A 17,808-nucleotide genomic window follows, 5' to 3' on the forward strand; every position below is an offset into this window, starting at 1 on the left:
AACCCTGTTATTGCGACCTGTGGCGCCCGTTGTCTCAACTGGGCGTTTTGCGCCTGTTGTTGTACCCTTGGTGAGACAACTGCTGGGGTCGCGAGGAGGAACTGACATGGCCATGGTCGTACTCAACCGACGCTATCTCCTCGCCGCCGGCGGCTCGGTCCTGGCGGCCGGGATGTCCGGGCTCCTGTTGCCTGCCCGCGCGGACGGCCTCGCACCGACCGAGTCGATGTCGGGTGGCGCGAACAACTACCGCAAGGGCGCGGCGATCGTGGACCGGATCGGCAAGGGCGGCTTCTGGATGAGCGGCACCGTACGCCGCGCAGGCGACGGGGCGCCGCTCGCCGGGCAGCGCATCCAGATCTGGGCGCACACGACCGAAGGGCAGGAGCACGAGCCGCAGAGTCATGGCGCCACGCTCAGCGACAAGGACGGCAAGTTCCGGCTCGAGATGCCGCAGATCATTCCGATCTTCGGCCAACCGCATGGTCACCTCGCCTATGACAGCGGTGAGTTCAAGACCGTCTTCCTGCGGCCGGTGATGCGGAGCGCGAAGGAGACGAGCCTGGAAGCGCACTTCGTCCTGCAGCCGGCCTGACCGGGTTGCGAATGAAGGGGTGGAGACTGGCCCGGGTGATCCTAATCTGGGTCGCCCTTGCTTTGGCCATTGGCGTGCCGATCGCCGCGGCAGCGGCAAGCGAGCAGCTCGCATGGCGCGGTCCGCTCTACATCCTGGCCGGGTTTGCGGGGATTGTTGCTCTCGGCCTCGTGCTCGTTCAGCCCCTGCTGATCGGCGGATATCTGCCGGGATTCCCGGCCTATCGCGGACGGCGCGCGCATCACTGGATCGGCGGCGCGCTGGTCGCAGCGATCGTGATCCATGTCGCTGGCCTCTGGATCACCAGTCCGCCCGACATGATCGACGCGCTGACCTTCTCATCGCCGACGCTGTTCTCTCCCTTTGGCGTAACCGCCATGTGGGCCATCTTCGCGGTCGCGCTTTTGGCCGCCCTGCGCCGGCGATTGGGACTGCGACCGCGAACCTGGCGCTTCATTCACATGCCGCTGGCGATCGTCATCGTCGCAGGCAGCGTGGTCCATTGCCTGTTGATCGAGGGGACGATGGAGACGATCTCGAAGGCGGCGCTCTGCGCGCTCGTCCTCGCGGCAACCGTAAAAGCCATGATCGACCTGCAGGTGTGGCGAAAGCGAAGGACGTTGCGCGGCGAGAGCACTGCGCCGCAGTGACATGGCTGCGCGTAGATGGCCGCGCGTAGGATGGGTAGAGCGAAGCGAAACCCATCGCACTGTGTCTGCGCGGAAGCACGATGGGTTTCGCAAGCGCTTTACCTACGAAACTTTTGCTGACCGCCTTGTTCAAACACGTTCGGCGTCGTCAGCACCAATCTCCGCTCCGCTTGTCGCAGATAGCGACGGGGCGTATCCTAGCGCGATGGTTGTCAGTGCCCCCGAGCTGAAAGCGTTCCTGCTCGCGACACCGTTCTTCGGCGGTCTTCCGGACCCGAGCCTCGACCTGCTGATTTCGATGCTGGTCGAGTGCCGCTTTGATGCCGGCGCGACCGTCGTGGCGGAAGGCGAGCCGGGACGCTCGCTGTTCATCGTCAAATCCGGCCGGCTGGCGGTGAGCAAGCAGGCGAACTCGGGGAACGTCATCCCGATTTCCGTTCTGGAGGCTGGCGATTTCTTCGGTGAAATGACGCTGATCGAAATGCAGAATCGCTCCGCCACGGTGGTCGCGGAGAGTCCGACGGTGCTGTACGAGTTGACGGCGCAAAAGCTCTACGCCTGCTACAAGGCCGATATCCACGCCTATGTGATCGTCCTGCAGAACGTCAATCGCGAGCTATGCCGGCGGCTGCGCCGTGCCGACGATCGCCTCACCGGACACCAGGCGGGCGAAGACGAAACCCCTGCGCGATGAATGTGGCCCCGGATTACGCTTGCGCGCCATCCGGGCTACGCCACTTCGCGCTTCAGCCCACCGGCCCCGGGATCCAATCGTCCCCTGAAAGCGGGCTGACCCTTACGCCAGCAATGACTCCGAGCTCCAGGGTTGGATCGAAATGGCGCATCGTCCGCTCGTTGAGGTCGATGATGCGGCCGGGCCTTAATGGCCCCACGTCATTTATCTTGACGATGACCTTCTTGCCGACGGCCTCGACGAGGGCATATTTCGGCCTCGCGCCAAATTGGACCCCACCGAATTTCCCGCGCAAATTCGTCTTGATGGCCGCCGCCCAGACAGAAGGATCATAGCGCTCGCCGGAGGCTGTGTTCGGACCGCCCTCTTCCTTGCCGGGCTTGAACGGATTGTACATGGATGCGGCGCCAACGATCGCCTCCCCGGAGGCGGCATCGACGACGGCGCTTGAGTGAGCGCCACGCGCTTCACTTCGAGCAACGGTAATGGAAACGGCAAGCGCAACCAGGGCGCCGCAAATTGCGGCGCTCGAGCGGAACAGCATTATAACTCCTGTGATTTTTTCGATCGTCCGGTTCCGACACCGCAAGCATGGTCGAGCGAACGCGGAAGCGTTCACGAACTTGCACCAATGCTTTGCGGATTCGAGCCAACCCCTGGCTACGGAACCGATGCGCGAACCAGAGCGGCCCGCACGCAGTGTTTTAGGTTGTCACCGGTTAAGACAGAGAATGCGTCAGCAGCATGACCTGATGGAACCTGCGGTGAGTGACACGTGCGGTGTCGCCACAAGCTGACATGCTCGCGCTAATTGATCCGCCGGGCAAAACACCCGCCTCTCGCACAAACACGTCAATCCTCTTCAGCAAAAATATTCCACTTTACCGAAATTCGGAATTGCGGCATTCTCTCCGCCGTCCCGGCCCGAGAAGAGGGGCGATCGTACGTCGTCACGAACGTGGGCCGGGGTGCGGTGGGCGCGGCGGTGCCGGGCACGCGAATGCGGGACCAGGGCGAGATGAACCTCGTGAGGGCCTTGACTGCGTGCGGAACGGACGGCGGTGTTGACGTACACGAACACGGTCATTCATCCCTCTTCAGCTTGCGCCGGCCCCAATGCGGCTCCTTTCCCTTCGGGTTAAACTCCGGGACGTAGTGACGGTTCAATGCCCGCAAGACGCGGATGCGGGCAAACACCGTCGGACCGCCGGCTTCCGCCACCAAGATCAGTGCCTCCATTGCCGCTTGCCATTCCGGCGCAGTGCGCTCCCTTCTGGGCATCGCAGCGATGTATTCGCCGGCATCGAGTAGTGTCAGCGGCGATCGACCACCTGAACTAACCCCGATGCAGGTATGCCGATATCGGCTGCTGGCCTAATCACTACTCTGGCTCAGAGGCCAAGATCGGACAGGCTCGGATGATCGGCGGGACGAGGTTTGCTGCGGTCCCAGTGGTATTTCCGTTCCGACTCTTTGATCGGGAGGTCATTGATACAAGCAAAGCGGCGGCGCATCAGACCATCTTCGTTGAAGTCCCAATTTTCGTTTCCGTATGAGCGGAACCAGTTGCCTGAATCATCGTGCCATTCATACGCAAATCGCACCGCTATAAGGTTGTCCGTGTACGCCCAAAGCTCTTTGATCAAACGATAGTCGAGTTCCTTTGTCCATTTCCGCGTGAGGAACGCAACAATCTCGGCGCGCCCTTTCGCGAATTCGGCTCGATTCCTCCAGTAGGAGTCAATGGAATAGGCGAGCGAGACCTTTTCCGGGTTGCACGTATTCCAGCCGTCTTCTGCCTGTCGCACTTTCAAAATCGCGGTTTCGCGCGTGAAGGGCGGAAAAGGGGGGCGACTTTCACTCATGATGCTTCTCCGGCTAAGTTTTGCTCGGGCGCAGGTGCCAGAGCTGCGTTACTCGTCGAAATTCCTAGAGAGAAACCATCTTGCTTGATGACACGCGAGTTTCTGTGATCGCATGTCCCCGTGGACCTGCTCGGGCCTCCACTCGTCAGGTGGGCCGTGACGGTAGGAGTGACCAAGAGCTAGATCAATAGACGACCACCAATCCGAGATTGGCGTTGGTGCTACCTATTACGGTAGTCGTGACCACGCTGCACGTCGCGCGCGAGAATTCGCGGCTATGCGATGAGCGTGCTCGATACCCTCTTCGGTCTTGCGGAAGGCGGCGACGCAAAAACTCCACTAACCAGAGTCAAAGGTAGGGAAGGCTCTAGCCTGGAAGCAAGTCGCCGCTCGCGAGAATCCTGACATAGGTCCCGCTCTCGTGCAGCTCGAGCCAGCCTTTCTCGACCAAGTGCTTGATGCCCGCCCTGAACTCCGGGCCGCTCGCCTTTCTGCATTCGTACTCATCGGCGCGTAGAGCACCGCTTTCCAAAAAAGCCCAACAAACAAGGGAAAGGCTGGTGCTGCCAGACAGGATTGAACTGTCGACCTCTCCATTACCAATGGAGTGCTCTACCACTGAGCTACGGCAGCATGTGCTGGGATAAGAATCGGCCGCCAGGGGGGCCTACCAAGCGGGCCGATATCTGCCACAAGCCCCCCTCCTGTGCAAGCTTGCTAGCTCCGCCAAAACGAGAAAATCGGGTCGATATCGGGGCCAAAATGCCCGTTTTCAGGTGAAAGTACCGACTTTCCGCCGATTTCGGTTCCGATATCCCCGGCCAACTGGCCAGTTGGCCGCGGCATGGCATTCGGCCCATTTTCGACTTTCGCACGAACAGTTCGCGAGGGGCCTCTTGAGCTGCCGCATTCTCCGGGCATGTTATCGCGGATCGCTGTAATGGACCGCTGATGGCTGACGAGAACGACAAGAGCACGAGACAAGTGAGAGGGGCGCGGGACGACCGGCTGAAATCGGCGCTGCGCGAAAACCTGAAGCGGCGGAAGGTGCAGGCGCGCGAACGTGCCGCGATCACCGACCCCTCGCAGAATGACGATGCTTCCCTAGATGAGGGGACCGCCGGCAAGACCGGCGATTGAAGTCTGGCGATTGGAATTTTTTGGAGTGCATGGACGTGGCAATGGGGCAGGACGAGCAGGAACGAAACGATGGTGACGCGCAGATGTCGCGGTTCACACGCCCCGAGCAGACCTTTCCAGCGTTGACTTCGGCCGAGATCGAGCGCATGCGCAATTTCGGCGAGGTCCGCACCTACGCCGACGGCGAATTCCTGTTCGAGACCGGCAAGCCCGGTCCGGGCATGTTCGTCGTGCTGAAGGGCCACGTCGCCATCACCCAGCGCGACGGGCTCGGCAATGTCACGCCGCTGATCGACCAGGGGCCGGGGCAATTCCTGGCCGAGCTCAGCCAGCTCTCGGGCCGGCCGGCGCTGGTCGACGGCCGCGCCGACGGCGAGGTCGAGACACTGCTGCTGCCGCCGCCCCGCCTGCGCGCGCTGCTGGTCGCCGAGGCCGAGCTCGGCGAGCGCATCATGCGCGCCCTGATCCTGCGCCGGGTCAATCTGCTTCAGGCCGGCGTCGGCGGTGTGGTGCTGATCGGACCCTCGCATTCGGCCGGCGTGGTGCGCTTGCAGGGCTTCCTCACCCGCAACGGCCAGCCGCATCATCTGCTCGATCCCGAGCGTGACCGCGATGCCGCCGAGGTGATCGCGCGTTATTCGCCGAAGCCGGAAGACTGGCCGCTGGTCGTCGCGGCAAGCGGCGAGGTGCTGCGCAACCCCAGCGAAACCGAGGTTGCGCGCGCGATCGGCATGATCGGCGGCCCTCGTAACGACCGCATCTACGATGTCGCGATCGTCGGCTGCGGACCCGCCGGGCTGGCGACCGCGGTGTATGCCGCCTCCGAAGGGCTTTCGGTCGCCGTGCTCGACACCCGCGCCTTCGGCGGCCAGGCCGGCGCCAGCGCGCGCATCGAAAACTATCTGGGCTTTCCGACCGGCATTTCCGGCCTGGCCCTGACCGCGCGCGCGTTCAACCAGGCGCAGAAGTTCGGCGCCGACATCATGATCCCGGTCACGGTGAAGTCGCTCGACTGCACGCGCAGGGACGGTGCCTTTGCGGTGACGCTCGACGGCAGCGATCCCTTGCGCTCGCGCGCAGTCGTGGTTGCGAGCGGCGCGCGTTATCGCCGCCCCGAGATCGAGAACCTCGACAAGTTCGAGGGCCGCGGCGTCTGGTATTGGGCCTCTCCGGTCGAGGCGCGGCTCTGCGCCGGCGAGGAGGTGGCCCTGGTCGGTGCCGGCAATTCGGCGGGGCAGGCGGCCGTGTTCCTGTCGGGTCACGCCAAGAAGGTGCTGATGATCATCCGCGGCGGGGGCCTGGGGGCCAGCATGTCGCGCTATCTCATCGAGCGCATCGAAGCGACGCCCAACATCGAATTAATGTTCAACACCGAGATCACCGCGCTCGAGGGCGACGAGGCCTCGCTGCTGCGGCGCATCCGCTGGAGGAGCCGGCTGTCTGATGACGAGGACTCCGCCGACATCAAGAATCTCTTCTTGTTCGTCGGCGCCGATCCCGCCACCAGCTGGCTCGACGGCTGCGGCGTCACGCTCGATCGCGGCGGCTTCGTCGTGACGGGCGCGCAGTCCGAGCTGAACCAGGGCAAGCTGGTGGCCCCACTGGAGACCTCGGTGCCCGGCGTCTACGCGGTCGGCGACGTCCGCTCCGGCTCGGTCAAGCGCGTCGGCGGCGCCATCGGCGAAGGCGCACAGGTCGTGGCCTCCCTACACGGCTATCTCGGCGACGCCGCAAAACCGGCGCTTTAGTCAAGGACAAGACAAGGGAATGGCAAGTCGAATGAGGCTTGCCATCCTGACGTGTCCCACAGACTATCCCTCATCCTGAGGAGCCGCGACAGCGGCGTCTCGAAGGATCGAGGCCCGGAACGATCAGCCGGGCCCTCATGGTTCGCGCGGCGATGCGAAGGCATCGTCCGCAAGCGTGCTTTGCACGCCATGAGGATCTACCAAGAAAACGCTTAATGGGAGGACTAAATGGCCGAACTCGTCGTGCTCTACAAGACGCCCAAGGACGCTGCCGCCTTCGACAAGCATTATGCCGAAACCCACATTCCGCTCGCCAAGAAACTTCCCGGCTTGAAGAAATACGCCGTCAGCACGGGGACGGTCGGCTCCCCCGCCGGACCTTCCGGGGTCCATCTCGTCGCCATCCTCAGCTTCGACAGCGTAGCCGACATCCAGAAGGCATTCGGCAGCGAAGCGGGCAAGGCGGCCGCGGGCGACGTGCCGAAATTCGCCAGCGGCGGTGCCGATCTGCTGATCTTCGACACCAAGGAAGTGTGATCCAACTTTCGTCGAAGACCTCGTAGCCCGGATGGAGCGACTTGTCCGCCGTAGCTCGAAGAGCGAAGGCGGAAGCACAATCCGGGCTATAAAATGCAAACTGCCGTCGTTTGTGACAGCGGTGCAAAAAATTCAGTCATGCGCTTGTCGATTCGCACGACGGCGCATGGCTCCGCACGAGCCTGTGACATCGCGCATGTAGCCATTCAATGAGGACCGTAATATCAATCGCCTGATCTCAATGCAGAGAGTAGGAGAGATGCCGTGGTTCTTGGGTTGAGCCTGCCCGCCTTCACGTTGGTCCATGTCATCGTCAGCCTGATCGGCATCGCCGCCGGCCTGGTCGTCATGTTCGGCCTGCTGGGGTCGAAGTCGATGCCGGGCCTCACCGCGATCTTCCTGCTGTTCACGATCCTCACCAGCGTCACCGGCTTCCTGTTTCCGTTCAAGGAGCTGCTGCCCTCGCATATCATCGGCATCATCTCGCTGGTGCTGCTCGCGATCGCCTGCCTCGCGCTGTACGGCATGAAGCTCAAAGGTGTGTGGCGTCCGGTCTATATCGTGACCGCGATGATCTCGCTCTATTTCAACTGCTTCGTGCTGGTGATCCAGTCGTTCCTGAAGGTGCCGGCGCTCGCCGCACTCGCGCCCGCCGTGCCGCCGAATCCACCGGGAGGCCCCGTCTTCGCCGTGGTGCAGGGCGTCGTGCTGGTGTTTTTCGTGGTGCTGACCATCGGTGCCTGGCGCCGCTACAAGCCGATGACGTTTGCCTGATTGCACGTTCGCGGTCGGTGCGCGGCATCGACCTCGCGATATCGCCCGACCATCTCCGGATTGCCGGCTCGCGTTTTGCGAGCCCCGGATTGATTCTCACTGAAGGAGCCATTCATGCCCACCATCACCACCAAGGACGGCGTCGAGATCTTTTTCAAGGATTGGGGCTCGGGCCAGCCGATCGTGTTCAGCCATGGCTGGCCGCTGTCGGCCGACGACTGGGACACGCAGATGATATTCTTCGCCAATCACGGCTACCGCGTCATCGCCCATGACCGCCGCGGCCACGGCCGCTCGTCTCAGGTCGCCGACGGCCACGACATGGATCACTATGCCGACGATCTCGCGGCGGTGACCGCGCATCTCGACCTCAAGAACGCCATCCATGTCGGCCACTCCACCGGCGGCGGCGAGGTCGTGCACTACATCGCCCGTCACGGCGAGAGCCGGGTGGCGAAGGCTGCGATCCTCTCGGCGGTACCGCCGCTGATGGTGCAGACGGCGGCCAATCCCGGCGGCCTGCCGAAGAGCGTGTTCGACGATCTCCAGAAGCAGCTCGCCGCCAGCCGTACCGGCTTCTACCGCGACCTCGCTTCCGGGCCTTTCTACGGCTACAACCGTCCCGGCGCGAAGCCGTCGGAAGCGGTGATCCAGAACTGGTGGCGCCAGGGCATGATGGGCGGCGCGAAGGCGCATTACGACGGCATCGTCGCGTTCTCGCAGACGGACTTCACCGAGGACCTGAAGAAGATCAGCGTGCCCGTTCTGGTGATGCACGGCGACGACGACCAGATCGTTCCCTACGCCGATGCCGGGCCGCTGTCGGCCAAGCTGCTGAAGAACGGCACGCTCAAGACCTACAAGGGCTTCCCGCACGGCATGCCGACCACGCACGCCGAAACCATCAACGCCGACCTGCTGGCGTTCTTCAAGGCGTGAGGGAGTCTTCCTTCTCCCCTTGTGGGAGAAGGTGGCGCGAAGCGCCGGATGAGGGGTCTGCTTCAACGGGTCGAACTGCAAGAGTTCACGCGCGGAGACAACCCCTCACCCGTCTCGCCGCTTCGCGGCGAGCCACCCTCTCCCACAAGGGGAGAGGGAAGAGTGTCACTTCAAGATCGCCCTGATCGCATCGAACGTGCGCTTCACGAAGACCTCCGGCTTCTCCCGCACATCTTCGCCGATCCAGCTCTCGCCGCCGACGCGCATCGCGCCGGTGGCGATCATGGCGACGAGCCGCGCCTTCAGCCTGTCCGATTTGGTTTTGGCACGCTGCGAAAGCCCTTCGGCCAGCGCGCGCTCGAGCTTCTCGTATTTGAGCTGATCGCGCGCCTGAAGCGCGGGATTGTCGCGCTTGAGCCGCGACATCGCCGCCGCTTCCGCCGGGTCGATCCGCCTGACCGCCGCCGCGATCGCATTCTCCGCCGCCGTCAGCATGGTTTCGCCCGCTGGCCGCGCCACGACCTCTGCGACCAGCGCGCTTGCTGCGCCTTCCTGCCAGGCGGCGACCACGTCCTCTTTCGACGCGAAGTAGTGGAAGAAGCTACGGCGTGACACGTCCGCCGCGGTCGCGATGTCGTCGATGGTCGTGGCCTCGAAGCCGCGCTCCAGGAACAGCGCCATCGCCGCGCGGGTCAGCCGCTCGCGCGTCGCCTGCAGCTTGCGCTCGCGCAGGCCGGGGCCATCAGGGGATTTTGCCCCTGCCGCCAATGGCTTGGCGCCTTTCCTGGCTGATGTCCCGGTGGCCTTCGAAGCCTTCAATTATTTCACCTCTTGCAAACTTGCACTCAGTGCACATTTAGACCGGTCGCGGGGCTTTTCCAGCCCCGAACGGAGATATGGCATGACCGACTGGAGCACGGCAGACATCCCCTCTCTCAGCGGCAAGACGGCCGTCGTGACAGGAGCGACGGGCGGCCTCGGCTACGAGACGGCGATGGCGCTGGCGGGCGCCGGTACCATTGTCATACTCACCGGACGCAACGACGCAAAGGGCCTGCGGGCGATCGAGGGCATTTGCGAGCGGTTTCCCAACGCATTGATCGCCTACGAGCATCTCGATCTCGCCAGTCTTTCCTCCGTCGCCGATTTTACCAGGCGCTTTGCCGCCAGCAACGAGCAGCTCGATCTCCTGATCAACAATGCCGGCGTGATGGCGCTGCCGAAGCGGCAGCAGACGGAGGATGGTTTCGAGATGCAGCTCGGCACCAACTATCTCGGCCATTACGCGCTGACGGCACAGCTGTTGCCGCAGCTTCGCCGCGCGAAGGCGCCTCGCATCGTCAATCTGTCGAGCCTCGCGCACCGCTCCGGCGCGATCAATTTCGACGATCTGCAAGGCAAGCGTTCCTATCGTCCCTGGCGCGCCTATTGCCAGTCCAAGCTGGCGATGCTGATGTTTTCGCTGGAGCTGCAGCGCCGCAGTCTCGCCGCCGGCTGGGGCCTGACGAGCCTTGCTGCCCATCCCGGCTACGCGCGGACCGATCTCATTCCGAACGGGCCGGGCGCCAACACCTTCCAGTCGCGTGTGAGCCGTTGGCTCCAGCCTTTCATGAGCCACTCCGCAGCCGAAGGCGCGCTGCCCACGCTGTTCGCGGCGACCTCTCCGGCTGCAGAGCCCGGTGGCTATTACGGTCCGAACTGGTTCTACGAATTGAAGGGGCCGCCCGCACCAGCGGAGATCATGCCGCAGGCGAAGGATTTCGCCGCGGCCGCCATGCTGTGGGATGTCTCGGCGACGTTGACCGGTGTATCCTTCGACGAGATCGCGGTCGCCGCATGAGCCGCGGGCCGGTTGGGGACGTCACGATGCAAGTCATCATCTTCGGCGCGACCGGCATGGTCGGGCAGGGCGTGTTGCGCGAATGCCTGATTGACACCGGCATCGACCGCGTGCTCGTGGTCGGCCGCAGCCCGACCGGCGTCCGCAGCGCCAAGCTCACCGAAATCACGCACGGCGATTTCACGGACTATTCGGCGATCGAAGCGCAGCTCACGGGCTTCGATGCCTGCTTCTTCTGCCTCGGCGTCTCTTCGATCGGCATGAGCGAGGATCGCTATCGCCATCTCACCTACGATCTCACGCTTGCGGCGGCGACGACGCTCGCGAAGCTCAATCCGCAGATGACGTTCGTCTACGTCACCGGCGCCGGCACCGATTCCACCGAGCAGGGATCGCGGATGTGGGCGCGGATCAAGGGCAAGACCGAAAACGATCTGCTCAGGCTGCCGTTCAGGGGCGCCTACATGTTCCGGCCCGGCGCGATCCAGCCCCTGCACGGCGCCCGCTCCAAGACCGCCTGGGTGCAGGCCGTGTATGCCGCAACCGGGCCGCTCTGGTCGGCGCTGCGCCGGATCTCGCCGCGGCTCGTCACCTCGACCGAGCAGATGGGCCGCGCCATGATTCGTGTCGCCCGGGAGGGGTATCCGCGCAAGGTGCTGGAGATGGAGGATATCAATAGCCTCTAGCCGGCCGGCCCGTTAGTTTCGCGGAAATTTCCGCGTCCGCGCGCGTTGAGCCTTATCGGCCCCCGAGGAGAAATGCCGGCGATGTCTTCCCAGCTCAAACTGATCGCGCTCGACGCCGACGATCTCGCCGTGATCTCGACCCATGTGCAGGACGCCCGCGTCCAGGCCGCCGACATCATCTGGCGGCAAAGCGAGAAGCGGCTGGTGGTCGGGATGAGCCGGCTGGACTGGGAGCAGACTCTGGACGGCGAGGCCGAACCCCGCCGGCTGGTCGCCGCGCTCCGCTTCGACCGCGTGCTCGCCTGCAAGTCGCGCAACATCGACCTCGGCGCGCTGGACGAGATTCTGGACCTCGTCGGCATCGAGTTTCACCCCCAGGACGGCCGCGACGAGGAGCCCGGCGGCAGCGCGCTGCTGCTGTTCGCCCATGGCGGCGCCATCCGCCTCGACGTCGAATGCCTGGAATGCGAGTTGACGGATCTGGGGACGGACGAGCTGGGGGCGGGACTGGGCCTCGAGGAGGAGGGGTGAGTTGGCCGGTATACCAGTCAAGCCAGGTCGGGCCGCTGCCGGAACGGCATCTCCCGAGGGTTGACGCAGCTTCCCCGCCGCGCCATTGAGCAGGGGGTCGGTGAGCTAATCCGCCCTAAAGACCAGCCGGAAGCCAAGCCAAAAATGCCCGTTCGTCTCGACCGCAGCAGCGCCGATTTTGACCAGCGATTCGCGGCCTTCCTCGCCGCCAAGCGCGAGGTCTCGGCCGACGTCGAGGCCGCCGTGCGCGTCATCGTCGACGATGTGGCGAAGCGTGGCGATGCGGCCCTGCTCGAGGCCACGGCAAAGTTCGACCGGCTGAAGCTGGATGCATCCGGCCTGCGCGTCTCCGCCGCCGAGATCGAGACGGCCGTGAAGGCCTGCGATGCCGCGACGCTGGATGCGCTCAAGCTCGCGCGCGACCGCATCGAGACCTATCACCGCCGCCAGCTCCCGAAGGACGAGCGCTTCACCGATCCGCTCGGCGTCGAGCTCGGCTGGCGCTATACCGCGATCGAATCCGCGGGCCTCTACGTGCCCGGCGGCACCGCGGCCTATCCCTCCTCGGTGCTGATGAACGCGGTGCCCGCGAAGGTCGCCGGCGTCGCGCGCCTCGTCATGGTGGTGCCGTCGCCGGACGGCAAGCTCAATCCGCTGGTGCTGGCGGCCGCTTCGCTTGGCGGTGTCAGCGAGATCTACCGGGTCGGCGGCGCGCAGGCGGTGGCGGCGCTCGCCCACGGTACCGCCACGATCGCGCCGGTGGCCAAGATCGTCGGCCCCGGCAATGCGTATGTCGCCGCCGCAAAACGGCTGGTGTTCGGCAAGGTCGGCATCGACATGATCGCGGGCCCCTCCGAGGTGCTGGTGATCGCCGACGACACCGGCAATGCCGACTGGATCGCCGCTGATCTGCTGGCGCAGGCCGAACACGACGCCAGCGCGCAATCGATCCTGATCACGGATTCCGCGCGCCTCGCCACCGATGTCGAGAAGGCCGTCGAAGCGCAGCTGAAGACATTGCCGCGCACAGCAATTGCCGGCGCCTCCTGGGCCGATTTCGGCGCCATCATCATGGTGAAGAATCTTGCCGACGCCATTCCGCTCGCGGATGCGATCGCGGCCGAGCATCTCGAGATCATGACTGATGATCCCGACGCGCTTGCCGCAAAGATCCGCAATGCTGGCGCGGTGTTCCTCGGCGCGCATACGCCCGAGGCGATCGGCGACTATGTCGGCGGCTCCAACCACGTGCTGCCGACGGCGCGCTCGGCGCGGTTCTCCTCAGGCCTTGGAGTTGCCGACTTCATGAAGCGCACCTCGATCCTGAAATGCGGTCCGGACCAGCTGCGTGCGCTCGGACCTGCCGCGATGACGCTCGGACAAGCGGAGGGGCTGGACGCTCATTCGCGCTCGATTGGATTGCGCCTCAATCTGTCATGACCCAGCCGCCCGAACAGGACGACTCGACCAATCGCATCGTCGCGGTCACCCTCGACGAGGACTCGATCGGCCGTTCCGGGCCCGACATCGAGCATGAGCGCGCGATCGCGATCTACGATCTGATCGAGCAGAATCTGTTCGCACCTGACGGTGCCGACGGGAAGGGGCCGTTCACGCTGCATATCGGCATCACCGGCAGCCGGCTGATGTTCGACATTCGCTACGAGGACGGCACGCCCGTGGTCGCGCATCTGTTGTCGTTGACGCCGTTCCGGCGGATCGTGAAGGATTACTTCATGATCTGCGACAGCTACTATCAGGCGATCCGCACGGCTACACCGGACAAGATCGAGGCCATCGACATGGGCCGCCGCGGCATCCATGACGAGGGATCGCGCACGCTCCAGGAGCGGCTGAAGGGCAAGGTGCGGGTCGACTTCGAGACCTCGCGCCGGCTGTTCACGCTCATCACCGTTCTGCACTGGAAGGGTTAGGCGCATGATCCCGAAAAGTGGACATCGGTTTTCGGACCAGATCATGCGCAAGACAGAAGGCTTTATGGCCCGGAAAAATGTGCAGCGGTTTTCCGACAAGGCCATGCCCTCTTTCAAAAGAGGCTAGGCGCGATGGCGGCGCCGCCACGCGCACGCGATCCGCAATCGGTGCTGTTCGCCTGCGCGATGAACAGCGTGCGCTCGCCGATGGCCGAGAGCCTGCTGCAGCACATGTTTCCGCAGGGCCTCTACGTGAAGTCGGCCGGCGCCAGGAAAGGCGAGCTCGATCCCTTCGCGGTCGCCGTGATGGACGAGCTGGGGCAGGACATCTCCGCCCACAAGCCGCAGACCTTCGAGGAGCTGGAGGATTGGGAGGGGCTGAATTTCGACCTCATCATCACGCTCTCGCCCGAAGCGCACCACAAGGCGCTGGAGCTGACCCGCACGCTCGCCGCCGACGTCGAATACTGGCCGACGCAGGATCCCACCACCATCGAAGGCAGCCGCGACCAGAAGCTCGCCGCCTACCGCGAGGTCTGCGACCAGCTCCTGATGCGCATCCGCAGGCGTTTTGCGAAGGTCGGCGCGGCGAGCGGTTAGCCGTAACACCCGCGTCACAGACCGAGGGCACACGCATGTTGGACGCCTCGAATCAGTAAAGTCCGGGTTCCCGGGTTGTGAAATCAGCCCCCTTCCGATAGGTTCCGCGCGCAATTCACCCCCTGCTTCATCCCCCAATCACCTGATGCTCGGCCGCCCCAAATTCGTACTTGCCTCCGGTTCGCCGCGGCGCCTGTCGCTGCTCAACCAGGCCGGCATCGAGCCGGACGCGCTCCGGCCGGCCGACGTCGACGAGACGCCGAAGCGGGGCGAGCTGCCGCGCGCCTGCGCCAACCGTCTCGCGAGGGCCAAGGCCGATGCGGCGCTGAAATCGGTGCAGCTCGACGACGAGCTGCGCGGCGCCTTCATCCTCTCGGCCGATACGGTTGTGGCGGTCGGCCGCCGCATCCTGCCCAAGGCCAATCTGGTGGACGAGGCGGCGCAGTGCCTGCGGCTGCTGTCGGGCCGCAACCACCGCGTCTACACCGCGATCTGCCTGGTCACGCCGCGCGAGGCCTTCCGCCAGCGCCTGGTCGAGACCCGCGTCCGGTTCAAGCGCCTGTCGGAAGACGATATCCAGGCCTATATCGGCTCCGGCGAATGGCGCGGCAAAGCCGGCGGTTACGCCGTGCAGGGCATCGCCGGCTCCTTCGTGGTCAAGATGGTGGGGTCCTACAGCAACGTCGTCGGCCTGCCGCTCTACGAGACCACGACGCTGCTCGGCGGCGAAGGTTTTCCGACCCGCTTCGGCTGGCTCAACGCCACGGCCATCTAGCCGCCGACAAAAATCTCGAAAACAACCCCATGCACAGTAGAATGGGGCCACCGGACCCGGCCCGCGATGCCTGCGCGTCCGCCCGAGGAACCGCTTTGCCGACAGGCTCTTGAACGCTTTCACCCCGAGTAAGCCGCCGACATCATGGACGAGCACGTCAAAAAGCCCGCCGGCCCGCTCAAAACCTGCCCGATCTGCGGCAAGCCGCAGTCGGAAGCCACCCGCCCGTTCTGCTCCTCGCGCTGCCGCGACGTCGACCTGAACCGCTGGCTGAAAGGCTCCTACGTCATCCCCGGCCGCGATGACGAGGCGGACGGCGAGGAATAACTAAATAATATCAATTTGTTATTCCGACCTCCGATTCTCCGCGCGCCAGCCGCAGCAAGCCCACCCCAGCTTGTGCACAGGCGGGCCGCGCCAGGCGAAGCCACTTGGCGAAGCCGGGTGGACATGCCGCTCCTAGCCCACTATAAACCGCCCGCTCGATGGGCCTTGGCCCCTCTTTGGAGCACGCCCAGGTAGCTCAGTTGGTAGAGCATGCGACTGAAAATCGCAGTGTCGGTGGTTCGATTCCGCCCCTGGGCACCAACAGCTCGTTTGCTGGATCTCGCAAGCCTTCATAGAGACTGAAAGACGGCCGCGAGATCAGCCCTCGTGCACGTTCGCCGGCTTCCGCTGACAACTCCTGCGAACCCAGAGTCCAGTCAAGCGCGGCGCCAGTTCCGGACAGAGATCGCGTGGCCATCCTGGCACTCTGCTTGCTCAGTCACGACCAAAGCCAGGCCCGTGCAAAGGGGCCGTTTCAGGTTGAGGCAAAAGCGATGCAGGAAGTGTCCCGTTCTGGTGCTGTTGGCGAACTCCGGCTTGATGGGTTGATCGCCGATTTGTGGTGGCGCGTTCGGCTCATCAACACCGACATTCTCGAGGAAGAAGCCCGGGCTGGGGTATTTGACGTGCTGCAACCAACATATCCGCTTCTCGCGCTGAATCTTCGAGCGCGACGCGACAATCTGGTCTCGACGATCGGCGTGCTCGAGCAGCGTGCGAGATCGACGTCGGAAGCGGCTTGAGAGCGGTCTTCGGTTGACGGCGGCGATCAACGGTCCTCGTTCCGGCGACCGCCCGCGCGATGGACGAAAGCGAGCAGGCGCTGAACCAGCGTCTTGGTGCGCTCGGCCGCCTGCGCTGCGCCGGCAATGAGGCGATGCTCGCGCTAGCCGCCGATGCCGCTTGGCTTCAAAGTCGAGGTCGACAAGGACGGATGGCGGCACTCACGCTTGCGGTTCCGGTCGAAAACGCGACCAAGCAACCTGCAAACCCGCAAGACGAAGTCTGCCTTCTAATTCCCTTTTGGCCCGGGCGGTCCGATCGGGCCTGCAGGTCCGGCCGGCCCTGGAGGACCCGCTGGTCCGGGGAGGCCGCAATTCTGTATGACCACGTCTCTCGTATCCGGTCCGGACGTGATCTTTACGATGCAAGTCGATGGAAACTCCGGTCCAATCCACCGAAATCCTCCGGTCGAAGTGCTCTCGACTTTCACGGTTTTGCTCGGACTGATCTTCATTTCCACGCTGGGCTCGCGGGGCCGTCTTACTCTTCCGACGATGACCAACTCGCCCCGCGATATGGTGGCGGTTGTTATGAATATTTCCGCATGCGCGCTTTCAGTCCACGCAATTGCAAAGCCAGCAATAAGAGCTCCAACGGTGCCGAAAGGCTTTGCGAACATCATGGGCCTCCCCGCTTCCCTCACCGATGGTTAGGAGACCAGCTTGGTGCGAAGGCGCCCGTACTCGGCGTCGGTTATGGATCCCGATTTTTTGAGCTGATCGAGCTTGGAAAGCTCGTCGGCGACACTAAAGCCGACGATGTGCCGTAATTCCTCGCGCGCCCGCTGAGCCTGCTCAGCGCTGCGTTCCGCCATCCCCCTGCCTTGGGTGATGAGGTAAGCAAAGATGCCGAGGTAGGAGGTCAGAACAAGTGCAAGCACCCACAGTGCCTTACCCCATCCAGAAATGTCGTGGCGCCTGAACAGGTCGCCATAGATGACAATGAGCAGCCAGAACCAAACGACAAATGCGAATACAGCGATTATATCCATCAGAAAATTTCGATATGTGAATCCTTCCTGAGCGAAGAACATTGCGATCTCCTTATTGAGTTGCCGTTCCCGATCTTTTCTGCAGGCCAGTCGCACGGCCCGCTACGCGAAGGCTCAACGGCAGTACCGATGCGACACGCGGTGCGACCTTCCGCTGGTCGAGCGGTACCAGCAGTTGCCGTTCCTCCAATAATATCGATGCCAATGGTGATGTCGCCGGTGGGCGCCCGCGATGGCTCCGGCCGTCGCCCCTATGGCAGCGCCGCGGCGACCACCAACAGCACCACCGATGACGGCACCTCGAAGCGCACTCTGAGCAAATGATTCACTGGAAGGGACCATTCCTGCGAGCGAGAGCAGGATGACGAACAGTGCAAGCTTTCGCATCGGGGCCTTCCT

At 63.8% G+C, this 17,808-nt stretch carries 24 protein-coding genes and 2 tRNA genes; 19 read left to right on the top strand and 7 right to left on the bottom strand.

The genetic code is table 11. The features are described 5' to 3' along the window. The first annotated feature begins 106 nt into the window (after positions 1 to 106). From BJ6T_RS06385 to BJ6T_RS06395, 3 genes are all read left to right on the top strand, one after another. Entirely contained in the window at positions 107 to 595 is a 489-nt protein-coding gene (locus tag BJ6T_RS06385; protein WP_014491481.1) for a peptidase associated/transthyretin-like domain-containing protein, read from the top strand. An 11-nt stretch (positions 596 to 606) separates the two neighbouring features. After that, the gene (locus tag BJ6T_RS06390) at positions 607 to 1,245 is read left to right on the top strand and encodes a ferric reductase-like transmembrane domain-containing protein (protein ID WP_028170136.1); all 639 of its coding nucleotides are present in this window, start codon (positions 607 to 609) and stop codon (positions 1,243 to 1,245) included. A gap of 205 nt (positions 1,246 to 1,450) precedes the next feature. Then, positions 1,451 to 1,939, top strand: coding sequence for a Crp/Fnr family transcriptional regulator (locus BJ6T_RS06395; protein WP_014491483.1), 489 nt, complete (start codon positions 1,451 to 1,453; stop codon positions 1,937 to 1,939). Between the two features lie 52 nt (positions 1,940 to 1,991). Here BJ6T_RS06395 and BJ6T_RS06400 read toward each other — a convergent pair whose 3' ends face one another. From BJ6T_RS06400 to BJ6T_RS06415, 4 genes are all read right to left on the bottom strand, one after another. Next, positions 1,992 to 2,483, bottom strand: coding sequence for a septal ring lytic transglycosylase RlpA family protein (locus BJ6T_RS06400; protein WP_014491484.1), 492 nt, complete (start codon positions 2,481 to 2,483; stop codon positions 1,992 to 1,994). Between the two features lie 539 nt (positions 2,484 to 3,022). Continuing rightward, positions 3,023 to 3,178: a hypothetical protein gene (locus tag BJ6T_RS06405; protein WP_307724527.1), complete on the bottom strand. Its 156-nt coding sequence runs from the start codon at positions 3,176 to 3,178 to the stop codon at positions 3,023 to 3,025. 152 nt (positions 3,179 to 3,330) lie between these two features. Continuing rightward, positions 3,331 to 3,804, bottom strand: a complete 474-nt coding sequence (locus tag BJ6T_RS06410) for a nuclear transport factor 2 family protein (protein ID WP_014491487.1) — start codon at positions 3,802 to 3,804, stop codon at positions 3,331 to 3,333. Positions 3,805 to 4,362: 558 nt separating this feature from the next. Beyond that, positions 4,363 to 4,437: transfer RNA gene (locus BJ6T_RS06415), tRNA-Thr, on the bottom strand. A gap of 318 nt (positions 4,438 to 4,755) precedes the next feature. Between BJ6T_RS06415 and BJ6T_RS06420 the strand changes: the two genes are divergently transcribed. The 5 genes from BJ6T_RS06420 (at position 4,756) to BJ6T_RS06440 (ending at position 8,942) form a co-directional block, all read left to right on the top strand. Further along, complete coding sequence (locus tag BJ6T_RS06420; protein WP_014491488.1) at positions 4,756 to 4,944, top strand: hypothetical protein; 189 nt, start codon at positions 4,756 to 4,758, stop codon at positions 4,942 to 4,944. A 41-nt stretch (positions 4,945 to 4,985) separates the two neighbouring features. Continuing rightward, a complete protein-coding gene (locus BJ6T_RS06425) occupies positions 4,986 to 6,692 on the top strand; it encodes an FAD-dependent oxidoreductase (RefSeq protein WP_028170134.1) in 1,707 nt (568 codons plus the stop codon). Positions 6,693 to 6,920: 228 nt separating this feature from the next. Then, complete coding sequence (locus BJ6T_RS06430; protein ID WP_014491490.1) at positions 6,921 to 7,229, top strand: EthD family reductase; 309 nt, start codon at positions 6,921 to 6,923, stop codon at positions 7,227 to 7,229. A 264-nt stretch (positions 7,230 to 7,493) separates the two neighbouring features. Next, a complete protein-coding gene (locus BJ6T_RS06435; protein ID WP_014491491.1) occupies positions 7,494 to 8,003 on the top strand; it encodes a hypothetical protein in 510 nt (169 codons plus the stop codon). 114 nt (positions 8,004 to 8,117) lie between these two features. Next, entirely contained in the window at positions 8,118 to 8,942 is an 825-nt protein-coding gene (locus tag BJ6T_RS06440) for an alpha/beta fold hydrolase (protein WP_014491492.1), read from the top strand. A gap of 165 nt (positions 8,943 to 9,107) precedes the next feature. Here the strand turns inward: BJ6T_RS06440 and BJ6T_RS06445 are convergent, their stop codons facing one another. Further along, positions 9,108 to 9,761 (bottom strand): TetR/AcrR family transcriptional regulator, encoded by a 654-nt coding sequence (locus tag BJ6T_RS06445; protein ID WP_014491493.1) that lies wholly within the window; start codon positions 9,759 to 9,761, stop codon positions 9,108 to 9,110. A gap of 82 nt (positions 9,762 to 9,843) precedes the next feature. Here BJ6T_RS06445 and BJ6T_RS06450 point away from each other — a divergent pair, with 82 nt between their 5' ends. From BJ6T_RS06450 to BJ6T_RS45250, 11 genes are all read left to right on the top strand, one after another. After that, complete coding sequence (locus tag BJ6T_RS06450; RefSeq protein WP_014491494.1) at positions 9,844 to 10,782, top strand: SDR family oxidoreductase; 939 nt, start codon at positions 9,844 to 9,846, stop codon at positions 10,780 to 10,782. Positions 10,783 to 10,808: 26 nt separating this feature from the next. Then, positions 10,809 to 11,468 (top strand): NAD(P)H-binding protein, encoded by a 660-nt coding sequence (locus tag BJ6T_RS06455; protein ID WP_028170133.1) that lies wholly within the window; start codon positions 10,809 to 10,811, stop codon positions 11,466 to 11,468. An 81-nt stretch (positions 11,469 to 11,549) separates the two neighbouring features. After that, positions 11,550 to 11,999, top strand: coding sequence for a DUF2948 family protein (locus BJ6T_RS06460; protein WP_014491496.1), 450 nt, complete (start codon positions 11,550 to 11,552; stop codon positions 11,997 to 11,999). Between the two features lie 144 nt (positions 12,000 to 12,143). After that, complete coding sequence (hisD, locus tag BJ6T_RS06465; protein WP_014491497.1) at positions 12,144 to 13,439, top strand: histidinol dehydrogenase; 1,296 nt, start codon at positions 12,144 to 12,146, stop codon at positions 13,437 to 13,439. After that, complete coding sequence (locus BJ6T_RS06470; protein ID WP_014491498.1) at positions 13,436 to 13,933, top strand: UPF0262 family protein; 498 nt, start codon at positions 13,436 to 13,438, stop codon at positions 13,931 to 13,933. The genes hisD and BJ6T_RS06470 overlap by 4 nt, the downstream gene beginning before the upstream one ends. A gap of 132 nt (positions 13,934 to 14,065) precedes the next feature. Beyond that, entirely contained in the window at positions 14,066 to 14,533 is a 468-nt protein-coding gene (locus BJ6T_RS06475) for an arsenate-mycothiol transferase ArsC (RefSeq protein WP_014491499.1), read from the top strand. A gap of 145 nt (positions 14,534 to 14,678) precedes the next feature. After that, positions 14,679 to 15,308, top strand: a complete 630-nt coding sequence (locus tag BJ6T_RS06480; protein WP_014491500.1) for a Maf-like protein — start codon at positions 14,679 to 14,681, stop codon at positions 15,306 to 15,308. Positions 15,309 to 15,452: 144 nt separating this feature from the next. Continuing rightward, on the top strand, positions 15,453 to 15,635 hold the full coding sequence (yacG, locus tag BJ6T_RS06485) for a DNA gyrase inhibitor YacG (RefSeq protein ID WP_014491501.1): 183 nt from the start codon (positions 15,453 to 15,455) through the stop codon (positions 15,633 to 15,635). Between the two features lie 185 nt (positions 15,636 to 15,820). After that, a tRNA-Phe gene (locus BJ6T_RS06490) sits at positions 15,821 to 15,896 on the top strand. A 149-nt stretch (positions 15,897 to 16,045) separates the two neighbouring features. Continuing rightward, entirely contained in the window at positions 16,046 to 16,378 is a 333-nt protein-coding gene (locus tag BJ6T_RS06495) for a hypothetical protein (protein WP_014491502.1), read from the top strand. 360 nt (positions 16,379 to 16,738) lie between these two features. After that, the gene (locus tag BJ6T_RS45250) at positions 16,739 to 17,071 is read left to right on the top strand and encodes a hypothetical protein (protein ID WP_014491503.1); all 333 of its coding nucleotides are present in this window, start codon (positions 16,739 to 16,741) and stop codon (positions 17,069 to 17,071) included. Here the strand turns inward: BJ6T_RS45250 and BJ6T_RS06500 are convergent. Together BJ6T_RS06500 and BJ6T_RS49875 are read right to left on the bottom strand one after the other, a co-directional pair. Further along, complete coding sequence (locus BJ6T_RS06500) at positions 17,068 to 17,451, bottom strand: SHOCT domain-containing protein (RefSeq protein WP_014491504.1); 384 nt, start codon at positions 17,449 to 17,451, stop codon at positions 17,068 to 17,070. The two genes, BJ6T_RS45250 and BJ6T_RS06500, sit on opposite strands and share 4 nt — an antisense overlap. A gap of 72 nt (positions 17,452 to 17,523) precedes the next feature. Beyond that, on the bottom strand, positions 17,524 to 17,796 hold the full coding sequence (locus BJ6T_RS49875; protein WP_080584198.1) for a glycine zipper domain-containing protein: 273 nt from the start codon (positions 17,794 to 17,796) through the stop codon (positions 17,524 to 17,526). Between the last annotated feature and the right edge of the window lie 12 nt (positions 17,797 to 17,808).

The sequence above is a fragment of the Bradyrhizobium japonicum USDA 6 genome (genome assembly GCF_000284375.1).
GTDB classification, from domain to species: domain Bacteria; phylum Pseudomonadota; class Alphaproteobacteria; order Rhizobiales; family Xanthobacteraceae; genus Bradyrhizobium; species Bradyrhizobium japonicum.